Annotated in this window: 12 protein-coding genes; 11 read left to right on the plus strand and 1 reads right to left on the minus strand. The window is 32.1% G+C overall.

Going from position 1 to position 14,746, the window contains the following annotated elements; all coding sequences use genetic code 11:
- Nucleotides 1-5: 5 nt before the first annotated feature.
- Genes IMZ30_RS00605 through IMZ30_RS00625 form a run of 5 tightly spaced genes read left to right on the plus strand, consistent with a single transcriptional unit; the run spans nucleotide 6 to nucleotide 3,283 of the window.
- Nucleotides 6-962 (plus strand): isopenicillin N synthase family dioxygenase, encoded by a 957-nt coding sequence (locus IMZ30_RS00605; RefSeq protein WP_207038637.1) that lies wholly within the window; start codon nucleotides 6-8, stop codon nucleotides 960-962.
- Between the two features lie 6 nt (nucleotides 963-968).
- The gene (locus IMZ30_RS00610) at nucleotides 969-1,310 is read left to right on the plus strand and encodes a translation initiation factor (protein ID WP_207038638.1); all 342 of its coding nucleotides are present in this window, start codon (nucleotides 969-971) and stop codon (nucleotides 1,308-1,310) included.
- 13 nt (nucleotides 1,311-1,323) lie between these two features.
- Nucleotides 1,324-1,536, plus strand: a complete 213-nt coding sequence (locus tag IMZ30_RS00615; RefSeq protein WP_207038639.1) for an alkylphosphonate utilization protein — start codon at nucleotides 1,324-1,326, stop codon at nucleotides 1,534-1,536.
- Nucleotides 1,537-1,539: 3 nt separating this feature from the next.
- A complete protein-coding gene (locus IMZ30_RS00620; RefSeq protein ID WP_207038640.1) occupies nucleotides 1,540-2,412 on the plus strand; it encodes a nucleoside phosphorylase in 873 nt (290 codons plus the stop codon).
- Between the two features lie 19 nt (nucleotides 2,413-2,431).
- Nucleotides 2,432-3,283 (plus strand): ABC transporter substrate-binding protein, encoded by an 852-nt coding sequence (locus IMZ30_RS00625; RefSeq protein WP_207038641.1) that lies wholly within the window; start codon nucleotides 2,432-2,434, stop codon nucleotides 3,281-3,283.
- Nucleotides 3,284-3,514: 231 nt separating this feature from the next.
- On the opposite strand, the gene ung is transcribed toward IMZ30_RS00625, so the two are convergent.
- Nucleotides 3,515-4,183 carry a uracil-DNA glycosylase gene (ung, locus tag IMZ30_RS00630; protein ID WP_207038642.1) on the minus strand — a complete coding sequence of 223 codons (669 nt, stop codon included), beginning with the start codon at nucleotides 4,181-4,183 and terminating at the stop codon, nucleotides 3,515-3,517.
- Between the two features lie 39 nt (nucleotides 4,184-4,222).
- On the opposite strand from ung, the gene IMZ30_RS00635 reads away from it, so the two are divergent.
- From IMZ30_RS00635 to IMZ30_RS00660, 6 genes are all read left to right on the plus strand, one after another.
- Complete coding sequence (locus IMZ30_RS00635; protein ID WP_207038643.1) at nucleotides 4,223-6,394, plus strand: endonuclease MutS2; 2,172 nt, start codon at nucleotides 4,223-4,225, stop codon at nucleotides 6,392-6,394.
- A gap of 1 nt (nucleotide 6,395) precedes the next feature.
- Nucleotides 6,396-6,806 carry a thiol-disulfide oxidoreductase DCC family protein gene (locus IMZ30_RS00640; RefSeq protein ID WP_207038644.1) on the plus strand — a complete coding sequence of 137 codons (411 nt, stop codon included), beginning with the start codon at nucleotides 6,396-6,398 and terminating at the stop codon, nucleotides 6,804-6,806.
- Nucleotides 6,807-7,051: 245 nt separating this feature from the next.
- The gene (uvrA, locus tag IMZ30_RS00645) at nucleotides 7,052-9,892 is read left to right on the plus strand and encodes an excinuclease ABC subunit UvrA (RefSeq protein WP_207038645.1); all 2,841 of its coding nucleotides are present in this window, start codon (nucleotides 7,052-7,054) and stop codon (nucleotides 9,890-9,892) included.
- A 20-nt stretch (nucleotides 9,893-9,912) separates the two neighbouring features.
- Nucleotides 9,913-10,599 carry a TIGR00730 family Rossman fold protein gene (locus IMZ30_RS00650; RefSeq protein ID WP_207038646.1) on the plus strand — a complete coding sequence of 229 codons (687 nt, stop codon included), beginning with the start codon at nucleotides 9,913-9,915 and terminating at the stop codon, nucleotides 10,597-10,599.
- 3 nt (nucleotides 10,600-10,602) lie between these two features.
- Entirely contained in the window at nucleotides 10,603-11,847 is a 1,245-nt protein-coding gene (locus tag IMZ30_RS00655; RefSeq protein WP_207038647.1) for a T9SS type A sorting domain-containing protein, read from the plus strand.
- Nucleotide 11,848: 1 nt separating this feature from the next.
- The gene (locus IMZ30_RS00660; protein WP_242529673.1) at nucleotides 11,849-14,656 is read left to right on the plus strand and encodes a metalloprotease; all 2,808 of its coding nucleotides are present in this window, start codon (nucleotides 11,849-11,851) and stop codon (nucleotides 14,654-14,656) included.
- The last annotated feature ends 90 nt before the right edge of the window (nucleotides 14,657-14,746 follow it).

Genomic DNA, 14,746 nt, shown 5'->3' on the forward strand with positions numbered 1-14,746 from the left:
TGTCAATGACTAACATACCAAGCGTTGATTTAGCAGATTTTTTATCTGATGATCCAAAACGCAAGCAAAAATTTGTGAATGAAATTGGAACTGCTTACGAAGAGATCGGTTTTGTAGCACTTAAAAACCATTTCTTAGACGAGAAATTAGTCAGCAGTTTATATAGCGAAGTCAAAGCTTTTTTTGACTTACCAGAAGATACAAAGAAAAAATATGAACGTGAAGACATTGGCGGTCAGCGTGGTTATGTTTCATTTGGGAAAGAACACGCTAAAGGCCAAAAGAAAGGAGATTTAAAAGAGTTTTGGCATTTTGGCCAAGAACCTGATGAAGATGCTCAACTTACTGAAGAGTATCCAAAAAATATTAAAGTTGATGAGTTAGACAACTTCAATGAGGTTGGAATGAAAGCTTATAAAATGCTTGAAAAAACAGGCATTTATGTTTTAAGAGCTTTAGCACTTCACATCGGCATTAAAGAAAACTACTTTGATTATTGGGCAAGTAACGGAAATTCTATTCTTCGACCAATTCATTATCCACCAATTACCGAAGAGCCTCAAGGCGCAGTAAGAGCTGGTGCTCATGGAGATATTAATTTAATCACGCTATTAATGGGCGCATCAACTGGTGGCTTGCAAGTACAGCGCAAAGATGGTGAATGGATTGATGCTATCCCAAATGAAGATGAACTTGTAATAAATGTTGGCGATATGTTAGAGCGTCATACCAACAATAAATTACGCTCAACAATTCATCGCGTCGTCAACCCACCTAAAGATCAATGGGATCAGCCACGCTATTCTATTCCGTTTTTTATGCACCCAAGAAGCGAAATGAAACTAGATTGTCTTGAAGAATGTATCTCTGAAGAAAATCCAAAACAATATGAAGATATTACAGCTGGCGAATTTTTACACCAACGCTTAGTTGAAATTGGACTGATTAAACCAGAGAAATAATAGGTTATGGATTTACAAGACCAGTTGAAGGAATTGTTCCCTGACCATGAACCCAATCACCAAGATGAAGTCAATGATGAAAACAAATTGACTGAACTTGATATATGGCTGCAAGACAAACCATTACATTGTAAATTCGAAAAACGAAAAGGTAAAGTTAATACCATTATCGAAGGTTATAACGGTGCTAAAAAAGACTTCAAAAACTTAACAAAGTTACTTCAAAAAGAATGTGGTGTTGGTGGAAGCTTTAAAAATGAAATGATTATAATTCAAGGTGATTTTAGAGACAAAATTATGCAAGTTCTCAATGAAATTGGCTTTAAAACAAAACGCGTAGGCGGATAATCTAAATTTTCTTATGACTGTAAAAGATGCTAATGGTAACACCTTAGAAGAAGGTGATGCTGTAACTTTGTTAAAAGATTTAAAAGTAAAGGGAACTTCGACAACTTTAAAAAGGGGTACAAGTTTCAAAAATATTCAGTTAACAAACAACTCATCTGAAATAGAATGCCGGAATAAAAAAATAAAAAATTTAGTCCTCAAAACCCAATTTGTAAAAAAAGCTTAAATCATGGCTATAAAAGATTCAGAATTAATTTTAAATCCTGATGGTAGCATATATCATCTTAATTTAAAACCAGAAAACATTGCCGATACAATAATTACTGTTGGCGACCAAGATCGTGTTGAAAAAGTAACAGACTTCTTTGACGAGGTTGTTTTTGAAACACAAAAAAGAGAATTCAAAACACAAACAGGTTTTTATAAAAGCAAAAAACTAACCGTAATCTCTACAGGGATTGGAATTGATAATATAGACATTGTTATCAACGAACTTGACGCCTTAGCAAATATCAATCTTGAAACACGCGAAATTAAACCTAACCATCACAAACTTAATTTTTTACGTATTGGAACATCAGGAGGCATTCAACCAGAAGTTGGCTTAGATAAATTTGTTATGGGCAAAGCTGGAGTTGGTTTTGACGGCTTACTACATTATTACAAAAATGATGCTATAAATTTAGATGCTACTGCAAAACTAAATGAGCACTTAAAAATATCATTAAAAAAACCAACGCCTTATATTGTTGATTGCGATTTAGAGCTAGCTTCTATCTTCGAAAATAACTCGCAAGTAATTAGTGGTTATACAGGAACAAACTTAGGTTTTTATGGACCTCAAGGTCGTAAATTAAGGTTAGAACTTGAAGATCCTGATTTTATAGATCAACTTGCAAGTTTTAAACACGGTGATTATAAAATCACAAATTTAGAAATGGAAACTAGCGCCATTTATAGCTTAGCAAAAATGCTTGGTCATGGTGCATTATCCTTAAACGCCATTATAGCAAATCGTGCAAATGGAGAATTTAGCCAGGATCCAAAAGCAGCCGTTAAAAAATTAATCAAATTCACTTTAGATCAATTAGCATCACATTAAATTGCTAAAAATATCCTTTATGCTAAAATTAAAAATTGGTGGCGTACCTGAACATTTTAACTATCCTTGGCTTCATGCGATTAACCATAATTTATTCAATCACGCCAATTATCAATTACAATTTCAATTTCAAAAAGGCGGTACAGGTGAAATGATTGAAGAGCTAGGGAAAGAAAATCTAGATCTAGCCATTATGTTAACTGAAGGTGCTATTTTTAAAATAAATAAAGGAACCAATTTTAGAATTCTTCAAAAATATGTAGAAACACCTCTACTTTGGGGAATTCATGTTGCTGCAAACTCCCCATATAAACAAATTTCTGATTTAGAATCTAGCACAATAGCTATCAGCAGGTATGGTTCTGGCTCACATTTAATGGCAGTTGTTAATGCCAAACAAAACAATTGGGATATTTCTATGCTTAATTATGAGGTTTGCGATAATTTAGATAATGCAGTTTCAAGTCTTGAAAATAAAACATCAGATTATTTGATGTGGGAACATTTTACTACAAAACCACTAGTTGATCAAGGTATTTTAAGACGGCTTGATGATTGTCCAACACCATGGCCTTGTTTTGTTATTGTTTGTCGTGAATCAATTTATAAAACCTACCAAGAAGAAATAAAACATTTACAAAATCAACTTCACCAAAGTATTAAAACACTAAGAAATGATAAGTTTTTAGCAGAAAAAATTGCTTTAGAGTTTAACCAAAAAATAAGTGATGTTAAAAAATGGATTAAAATAACTGAATGGAGTGATCAACAACAATTAACAAAAACTGAGATTAATCAAGTTCAACAACAACTTAAAGAACTCAACTTACTTGATTCTATTGTAAATTATGAAAAATTTATATTAAGTTAAATTTAGACGCAACCTTTTTTAAAAAAATCATCTTATATACAAATCAATCAATTAATGCTGAGTAACGTTTTAATAATTTTAGGTATATTACTGTTGCTTAATCTACTGCTTTTAATATTTAGTTCAAGCAGTGCTCGTAAAAAACCTACAAAAAATAATATTAAACTTAACGGCCCAAAATCTTTGTCTAAATCTAAAAAGACAAAGTATGTTTTATACGCAGACAAGTAATTACCACTTAATTGGTTGTTTTTGATGTAACCTTAGATAAGTATTTGTAGTCGAAAAATGTCTGTTACCGAACCAGTAACCACGATTAGCACTCAAAGGTGATGGATGACCACAAGTTAAAATCAAATGTTGATCTGCATTTATTAGTTTAGATTTTCTTTTAGCAAAACCACCCCAAAGTAAAAAAACAAGCTGTTCTTTTTCATTAGACAATTTTTTAATAATAGCATCTGTAAAAACTTCCCAACCTTTGTTTTGATGGCTTCTTGCTTCATTTTCACGCACAGTTAGTGTTGCATTTAAAAGTAAAACACCTTGTCTTGCCCAATGATTGAGATTGCCGTGATTAGGAACTTCATAATCGCTTAAGTCTGTTTTTAATTCACGAAAAATATTTTGCAAAGAAGGCGGAATCTTGATGCCTTCCGGAACCGAAAATGCTAAGCCGTGTGCTTGATTTTTGCCATGGTATGGATCTTGACCCAAAATAACAACTTTTGTATCTTCTAAATCACACCATTCAAATGCATTAAAAATATCTCGCCCTTTAGGAAAACAAGTATGATTTTTATATTCACTTTTAACAAATTTTGCTAAACTTTTAAAATAAGGCTTTTCAAACTCATCTTTTAAGAAAGATTTCCAATTTGAATTAATAGCAACATCCATGTTTTAAGTAATTTTGTAAAAGTTGATTTGGACAAACTTATGACAAATATTGAAGAAAAAGCCTTACAAGATTTAGAATTTAACACGGTAACACAGCAGCTTTCAGAGTTTTGTGTTACAGATATAGGAAAAGAGAAAGCCTTGAAACTTAAACCCTATTCTAAACAACAACAAATCTTGTATCAAATAGATCTTACAAAAGAGTACAAATCATCAGAGCTTGAAGATCACACAATACCAAATCATGGCTTTGATGCCATTTCAGAAGATGTAAAACTTCTAAAAATTGAAGGTTCAAAATTAGAGTTATTAGGTTTTAGGCGTTTACATTCAATTTCGGTAACTACAAATATTCATCTTAAATTCTTCCGAAAATATCAACCTATATATCCCAAATTATATTCTAAAACACAGCAAGTTACCTACACTGAAGATGCAATTTTGGCCATTGAAAAAGTTGTAAATCGATTTGGCGAAATAAAAGACACCGCTTCTAACGAATTAGCATCGATAAGACGTGGTATTAATATTTTAAAAGGTAAGGTCAACTCGAGTTTCAGTAAAGCCTTGTCAAAATATAGTAGTTATGGTTACTTAAGCGATATAAAAGAGTCTATTGTAGATAATGTTCGTGTTTTAGCAGTGCCAGCAATGCATAAACGCAAAGTTAAAGGTAGTATGTTAGGTAGCTCTAAGTCTGGTAGTCTTATTTACATACAGCCCGAAGAAACCCATGAAGCTGAGCAAGAACTTAGTAATTTGCTATATGAAGAAAAGGAAGAAGTCAATAAGATTTTACGAGAACTTACCGAATTCATTAGACCATTTGCAGATTTGTTTTTAAGTTATCAATCTTATTTAAGTGATATCGATGTTATTTCTGCAAAAATTAAGTATGCTGAATTATACAATGGAGTTATGCCTAAGATTTCAACTGAAAAAGAAATCTACTTAAAAGAAGCATATCATCCATTATTATTGATCAACCACAATAAAATTAATAAAAAAACCTACCCGCAAGACATCAGTTTAAACAATAAAATGCAAATTATTGTTATTTCAGGTCCAAACGCTGGTGGTAAAAGTATAACATTAAAAACGGTTGGTTTATTACAATTAATGCTTCAAAGCGCCATGATGTTACCTGTGCACGAATATTCACGCATCAGTATTTTTGACAAGATTTTAACCGATATTGGTGATAACCAAAGCATAGAAAACCATTTAAGTACTTACAGTTACAGACTTAAAAACATGCGTAAATTTCTAAAAACTTGCAATGCAAAAACCTTATTCCTAATCGATGAATTTGGTACTGGAACTGATCCTGAATTAGGCGGTGCACTTGCTGAAACATTTTTAGAAGTATTCTACGAAAAAGGCGCTTACGGTATTATAACAACACATTACGCCAATTTAAAAATGATGGCTAATGAAGAAAATGCTATCGTTAATGCTAATATGATGTTTGATAGCAAAAGCTTAGAGCCAATTTTTAAGCTGAAATTAGGTGAAGCTGGAAGCTCATTTACCTTTGAAGTTGCTCAGAAAAACGGCATTCCATATAGTTTAATTAATCGCTCCAAAAAGAAGGTAGAGCGTGGCAAAATAAGGTTCGATAAAAGTATTGCTAAACTTCAACAAGAACGCTCTAAATTAGCAAAAACCACATCTAAATTAGAGACTAAAGCTTCAAAAGCCGATGAAGAACAAAAACGTCTTGATGAAATAAACACTAAAATTCAGCAGAAACTAGAAAGCTATCAAGAACTGTATGATAGTAATCAGCATATGATTCGATTAGGAGAAAAATTAAATACCTTAGGTTTAAAATATTTCAATAACAAAAATAAACGCCAATTGTATTCTGGAATCTTGAGCATTGTAGAAAAAGAAAATGCCAAGAGAATTAAACAGTCAAAAAAAGAAGAAAAAAGAAAACAACAAAAAGAGAAGCAAGTTAAAACTGAAGTCGAGAAGAAAATTAACAAAATTCGCGATAAAAAGAAACAACTTAAAAAAGCTGAGTCTAAAGCTGAAAATAAACCAAAACCTAAACCTAAATTGCACCTTGGAGATAGCGTAAGAATGGAAGATGGCAGAGCTGTTGGTACTATTGATAAAATTGAAAAAAACAAAGCGGTAGTAAATTATGGTGCATTTACCACAAGTGTTTCTATAGATCAACTAGAATTGGTTAAACGAAAGTAAAATGAAAATCCCTGAAGATAAATACATCATATTATTTGACGGTGTCTGTAATTTGTGTAATTCAGCTGTACAAACCATTATTAAATATGATAAAAATAACAAATTTGTATTTGCGAGTTTACAAAGTAAAATAGGCAAACATTTATTAAGCGAACGTGGTATCAATCCAGAAATTATAGATTCAATTGTAATGATTATACCCAATGAAGCGTACTTTATTAAATCTGATGCTGCATTAGAAATCGCTAAAAAGTTATCAGGCATTTTTCAATTTTTTGGGGTGTTTAAACTTCTTCCAAAACTTCTAAGAGACCAAATTTATGACATAGTGGCTAAAAACCGTTACAAATTATTTGGTCAAAAAGAGCAATGCATGATTCCTGAAAAACCAGTGAGTCACAAGTTTTTGTAAACTAAAAAATCCACCGCAAAAGCGGTGGATTTCCTACCTAACCAAAATATCTCTTTCGAGATAAAACTAACTGTATTTAAAATACATTACAAATTTAAATTTTAAATACCGAAAGCCAAAGTATAATTAAAAGTTTAATCTAATTTAAAGACAACTTTAACAACTTAAACAAATCTTAATTTGATCAAGGTGCATCATAACAAATAAAACTTAAGACTGTATTTTAATTACCTTTGCAACTTGCTATGAAAAAAACACAAAATCAACAAATTGAAGTTTATGGCGCTCGCGTTCATAATCTCAAAAATATAGATATAAAAATACCTCGAGATCAACTTGTGGTCATAACAGGTTTATCAGGCTCTGGAAAATCTTCTTTAGCATTCGACACTATTTATGCTGAAGGACAACGCCGTTATATTGAAACATTTTCAGCTTATGCAAGACAATTTCTTGGCGGCTTAGAGCGTCCAGATGTAGATAAAATTGAAGGTTTATCTCCAGTTATAGCAATTGAGCAAAAAACCACTTCAAAAAGTCCGCGAAGTACTGTTGGTACAATTACTGAAATTTACGACTTTATTAGGCTACTGTTTGCTCGAGTTGGTACCGCTTACAGCTACAAAACCAACGAAAAAATGTTGAGCTATAGCGATGATCAAATACAGCATAATATTATTGATAAATTTAATGGTAAACACATTAATATTTTAGCACCCATCATTAAATCACGAAAAGGTCATTATCGTGAACTTTTTGAGCAAATAGCTAAACAAGGTTTTTTAAAAGTTCGCATCGATGGTGAAATTCGTGACATTGAAAAGGGAATGAAAATAGACCGTTACAAAACCCATGACATTGAAATCGTAATTGACCGTCTAAAAGTCTCAAAAGATCAGGCTAGCCTTAAACGCATAAAACAAAGCATTTCTACTGCGATGAAACATGGTGATAATGTGTTAATGATTTTAGAGCATAAAACCAATCAACCCCAATTTTTCAGCCGTAATTTAATGTGCCCTACTACTGGTATTTCTTATCCAAATCCCGAGCCTAACAGTTTTTCATTTAACTCACCTAAAGGCGCTTGTAAAAGCTGTAATGGTATTGGTGAACTTTATGAAGTTAATGTTGACCGAATTATTCCCGATCGAAGTTTATCAATCAAACAAGGTGCTTTAGAACCTCACGGGAAGTTTAAAAAAAGTAATTGGGTATTTAAACAGATTGAAGCCATTGCAGAACACTTCAACTTTAAACTCGATACAGCAATTAAAGATATTCCTTCAGAAGCACTTGAGGTAATCTTATATGGCGGAAAAGCAAACTTCAAAAAATTTAGTGAAGCCTCTAAAGTTAATAAGCGCTTTAGTTACAATTTTGAAGGTGTTGCTAAATTCATCGAACAAACATTTCATCAAAAAGAGTCTTCAGCAAGCCTTAAACGTTGGGCAAAACAATATATGAACAAAAAAACTTGTGATAGTTGTCACGGGTCAAGACTCAACAAAATTGCGAGACATTATAAGTTTATTGATAAAAGCATAGAAGATTTAGTCTCTATGGATGTTGATGAATTATTTTCTTTTTTTAATTCTGCTGATAAACAATTATCAACATCTGAGCTTAAAGTCGCTAAAGAAATTATCAAAGAAATTCAAACCAGGTTGAAGTTTTTGGTTGACGTAGGTCTTAATTATCTAAATTTAAATCGTGGCTCGAAAACCCTTTCTGGAGGTGAAGCTCAGCGTATTAGACTAGCGACACAAATTGGCTCACAATTAGTTGGCGTATTATACATTTTAGACGAACCAAGTATAGGTTTACACCAGCGCGACAACGAAAAACTCATAAACTCGCTGGAGGCTTTACGTGATTTAGGAAATTCTGTTTTAGTTGTTGAACATGATAAGGATATGATAGAACGCGCTAATCACGTGATTGATATCGGTCCATTTGCAGGCAAAAATGGTGGAGAAATTATCAGCCAAGGTCATCCCAAACATTTACAAAAAGCTTCAACGATGACTGCTGATTATCTTTCAGGTAAAAAGACAATTGAAATCCCCAAAAAGCGCCGTAAAGGTAATGGTAAACATTTACATCTAGTAGGTGCAAAAGGTAACAACTTAAAAAATGTTTCCATAAAAATTCCGCTAGGAACCCTAACCTTAGTAACAGGTGTATCTGGAAGTGGAAAATCTACCTTAATTAATGAAACGCTCTACCCTATTTTAAATCATCACATTTATAATGGGGTAAAAGAACCTTTAAGCTTTAAAACAATTAGAGGTTTAAAACACATTGATAAAGTTATTGATATTAACCAACAACCTATAGGCCGTACACCACGATCAAACCCAGCCACTTACACAGGAGTTTTTAGCGAGATTAGAAACTTATTTACAAGAACACCTGAAGCGCAAATTCGAGGTTATAAACCTGGCAGGTTTAGCTTTAATGTTAAAGGCGGTCGTTGCGAAACTTGTCGCGGTGGTGGCGTTAAAGTGATTGAAATGAACTTCCTACCTGATGTTTACGTAGAATGTGAAACTTGTATGGGTAAACGTTTTAATCGCGAAACTTTAGAAATTCGCTACAAAGGCAAATCAATTAGTGATGTTCTTGAAATGACTATTGATGAAGCTACCGACTTTTTTGAGCCAATTCCGAAAATATATCGAAAGCTCAAAACTATTAAAGATGTTGGCTTAGGATATATCACATTAGGCCAGCAAAGCACAACCTTATCTGGCGGTGAAGCCCAGCGGATAAAACTAGCGACTGAATTATCTAAACGAAGTACAGGAAATACTTTTTATATTTTAGATGAACCAACAACAGGCTTACATTTTGAAGATATAAGAATATTGATGAACGTGCTTCAAAAATTAGTAGATATTGGTAATACTGTACTTATCATTGAGCACAATTTAGATGTAATTAAACTCGCCGATTATATATTTGATATTGGCTATGAAGGCGGAAAAAATGGCGGACAACTTGTTGCTAAGGGAACACCCGAACAAATTATTAAAGACAAAAAAAGTTACACAGCTAAATTCTTGAAAAAAGAGTTAATTTAGCGCTCCTAAAAAATTAAACTATGGTGACTAAACATTATAAAAACTGGAACGAAATAAAAACAAACGATAGCTGGGCATTATTCAAAATAATGAGTGAATTTGTTTATGGATATGAACGTATGAGTGAAATTGGCCCATGTGTTTCTGTTTTTGGTTCTGCACGTATGAAACCAGGAGATAAATATTATGAACTAGCGACCAAAGTTTCAAATAAAATTGTAGAAAAAGGTTTTGGTGTTATCACTGGCGGCGGACCTGGCATTATGGAAGCTGGTAATAAAGGTGCTTATGAAGGCGGCGGTACTTCAGTTGGTTTAAACATAGATTTACCTTTTGAGCAACATGACAATCCTTTTATAGATCGCGACAAAAATTTAGAGTTTGACTACTTTTTTGTTAGAAAAGTGATGTTTGTAAAATATTCTCAAGGCTTTGTCGTCATGCCAGGTGGTTTTGGCACTTTAGATGAACTTTTTGAAGCAATTACGTTAATACAAACTAAAAAAATAGACAAATTCCCAATAATCTTAGTAGGGAAAGAATTTTGGAGCGGACTATTAGATTGGGTAAAATCTACGCTAGCAGAAAATTTTGAAACAGTTAGCCCTAAAGATCTTGATCTAATTCATTTAGTAGATACAGAAGATGAAGTTGCAGATATTTTAGACCAATTTTATAGTAAATTCAATTTAAGTCCTAATTTTTAATAGATGCTAAAAACTAGAATTTTACTGTTAATTGCAGTATGCTTCTTTAATGGTTTCAACACCGTAAGTAGTCAAGAAACCATTAAGACAATGTTTTATAATTTATTAAATTTTTCTGAAGCACCTCCAACAGATCGGGCTGATATTCTAAATAACATTCTAGCCACTTATCAGCCAGATATTTTTATGGTTGCTGAATTACAGTCTCCAGCTGATCGAGATTTAATCTTAAATAATTCATTTAATTATACTGGCCAAAATATTTCAGCAGCTCCATTTGTTTTTAACACTTCAGGCTTTGCCAGTCTTAATCAATTAGTGTTTTATGATGATGACAAAATGACTTTAATTAGTTCGACACAAATTCAAACTAACATTAGAGATATTAACCATTATAAGTTTGAGCTTAACACTGGCGAAAATGAAATTTTAGATGTTTTTGTTGCCCATTTCAAAGCAGCTCAAGGCGATGAAAATGTTCAAGAACGTTTAGCTGAGGCAAATGCCTTTATAAATTATGCTTCAAACAATCTTACATCTAATTCTAATGTGATATTCGGTGGAGATTTTAATTTCTATACTGCACAAGAGCCAGCTTTTCAGACCATATTATTTGGTACACAAAGCTTATCGTTTTTAGATCCAGTTAATCGAATGGGTGATTGGAATAGTAATTTTAATTTTCAAGATGTTCATACCCAAAGTACTAGAACAAGTAACAATAACTTTGATGATTTTGGCGCTGGCGGTGGTTTAGATGATCGATTTGACTTCATCTTTATTTCTGATAATTTAACTTTAGATAGTAACCCAATTAGATATGTTGAAGGCAGTTATAAAGCTTATGGTAATAATGCTAATTGCTATAATGATAATATAAACTTCATTAATTGCACAGGAACGTTTTCAGAATCATTACGAAATTTACTTTATAACATGAGTGATCACTTACCAGTTGTAATGAATCTTGAAATCGATTCTAACTTCTTAGCTTCACAACAATTTATACTAAATAACTCAGTAAGTTTTTTAGAAGGCAATTTGGTATCTGAAAGACTTCAACTTCAATTTAGTGATAATGTTATCGGTAAAAAACTTCGCATTTACAATCAATTAGGACAGTTAGTCAAACTTCATACAATAGAATCTAATATTGAAAGTTTAGATATAGAAAGCTTAAATAATGGCTTTTTCTTTCTACAAATAGAAAATTTAAATGGTGCATTAAAATTTCTAAAAAACCAATAAGTTGAAAATACAAATTTATATTATTTGTTGTCTTTTTATAAGCTTAACCTATGCACAGCAACGCCATAAAATTGAAGCTGAAATTTACGGAAATGATAGCTTTAAGCAATTAGACGTTTCTCAAAAAATCAGCTATCTAAACAACTCTAAACAAAAACTAGACACCCTTTTTTTTTACGATTGGAACAATGCCTTCTCACAAAAAACAAGCCCATTAGCAAAAAGATTTGCAGAAGAATATACCCGTAAATTTCACTTTTCAAGTAATGAAGAGCGCGGTTTTACAGACATTAAATCAGCAAGTATTAATGGTATTCCAGTTGAAGTTTCCCGTGTTAATCAGCAACCTGACATAGCTTACATTGTTCTTAACAAAGCGCTTTTACCACAACAAAATGTTAAAATACAACTCTCTTACAAACTACAAATTCCCAACAAAAAATTTACAAAAGTAGGATGGTCAGATTCAAACATTAGCTTAAAATATTATTTAATTACCCCAGCAATTTTTAACAAAAAATGGATTTTATATAGCCATAAAGATTTAAACGACTTGCCTTTACAAGCTATAGATTATAATTTAAAAGTTGATGTTCCTAAGCACTTAATACTAAACTCTAGCTTTGAAAACGTAAGCGTTGAATTCATGGCTAACCGAAACCGTTTTACACTCATAGAAGCTAACAAATTTAATCCCGATTTGTTTTTAACAACAACCGATGAATTTAAGACCGTGAAAACTGATGTTGTTGAAATTATTTCGAACATTGGCGATAACAACTTAAGACCCGAAATTAAAGCTATTATTAGTGATCGAATTGCGTTCTTTTTACAAGATAAAATTGGCAATTTTCCACATGATAAAATAATTTTAACTGAAACGGATTACAACTTATCTCCAGTTTATGGTTTAAACCAATTACCAGCTTTTATTAGGCCATTTCCTGATGGATTTCAATACGATATAAAATTATTAAAGACTTTTACACGGCAATACTTAAGAGGTTTTAAACAATTAAATTCTCGTCAAGATTCATGGTTATTAGATGCAATTTGCACGAAACTCATGATAGACTATGTAAAAACCTATTACCCAAACATGAAGCTATTAGGAAGTTTTAGTGAGTTTTTTGGTGTTAGATGGTTTCATGCCTCCGATTTAATGTTTAACGATCGGTATCAATTTATCCACGAAACTATGATTCGTCAAAACTTAAGTCAACCTGCTAATTTACCACTTGACGAACAACTTAAGTTTAACCAACAACTTTCTAATCCTTATAAAATTGGGATAGGACTTGATTATTTATCTGATTATATCGGAGCTACTTCGCTCCAGAAAGCTATTAAATTAAGTTTTACTCATGGAGGCCATCAATTTTCAGCTCAAGAATTCAAAAACAACTTAAGCCTTCAAACTGAACAAGAAATCGATTGGTTTTTTGATAATTATATTGGAAGCTATAAAGATATCGACTTCAAAGTTGGTAATGTTAAACTTGGCGCTGATTCTACATCTATTGAAGTTATTAATCTAACTAGAAACCCAATGCCTGTTAAATTAGGCTTGTATCATAATGATGCCTTTTTGACTTCAATTTGGGTTGAAGCTTTTTCTGAAGAATCAAAAACAATTAGTGTTAAAAATACTAAAGCCAATAAATTTGTAATCAACTACGATTACAAATTACCTGAATTTAACCAACGAAATAATACAAAACGAAAAGGAAAGTTATTAAATAAGCCCATTCAGTTTCGATTTTTAGAAGATATCGAAGATCCGGATTACAATCAAGTATTTGTGATTCCAGAATTTACTTACAATTTATATGATGGTTTAGCTTTAGGAACAAAATTATACAACACCTCACTTTTGCCAAAAAACTTCAGTTATAAAATAAGTCCAAAATACGGTTTAGGAAGTAACGCCTTAGTTGGTTCTGCTGGGTTTGACCATAAGCTATTTTTTAAGCAACAACCACTTTTTCAAATAACTTACGGGTTAAACGGATCTAGGTTTTCTTACAATAACAACTTGTTTTACAATCGCTATTCTGGCTTTTTACAATTTAGCTATAGACCAGCAAATTTAAGAGATAATCGCAGGCATTACTTAACGCTTAGGTCTGTTAACGTAGATCAGGACGAAAGCCCAATCATTGAAACAGAAGAACCTAACTATAATGTTTTCAATATCAATTACAGTTTTCAAAATAAAAATTTAGATCATTTTTTTACCACAAGTGTTGATTATGAAATTGCAAAAAAGTTTAGCAAGTTATCAGCTTCTGTACGTTACAGAAAATTGTTTAATAACAACCGTCAAATCAATCTTCGGTTTTTCACAGGCCTATTTTTATTTAATGATAATAATGATTCAGACTATTTTAGTTTTGGTATAGATCGCCCAACTGATTATTTATTTGATTATAATTATTACGGTCGTAGTGAAGACAGTGGCGTTTTCAGCCAACAGTTTATTATGGCTGATGCTGGATTTAAATCAATTTTTCAAGATCGGTTTGCTAACCAATGGATTTCAAGTGTTAACATGAGTACAACTATTTGGAACTGGATTTTTGCCTATGGTGATGCTGGCTTTTTTAAAGACTCAGCGAGTTCTGCACAGTTTATTTATGATTCAGGCATTAGGCTAAACCTTGTAGAAGATTACTTTGAATTATATTTTCCTGTATACTCAAATAACGGTTGGGAACTTGCTGAAGATGCTTACGATCAACGCATTAGATTTATTGCCACCTTAGACTTCAAAACTTTGCTGGGTCTCTTTAAACGTAAATGGTATTAATCTTAAATTTTATGTTTTTATCAACAAAACCTAACAAACACTGAAAATACTTCAACAAAATATTAAATAGTAATTTATTTTTCAATAAAA

The organism is Psychroflexus sp. ALD_RP9 (genome assembly GCF_017311165.1).
Taxonomy (GTDB): Bacteria; Bacteroidota; Bacteroidia; order Flavobacteriales; family Flavobacteriaceae; genus Psychroflexus.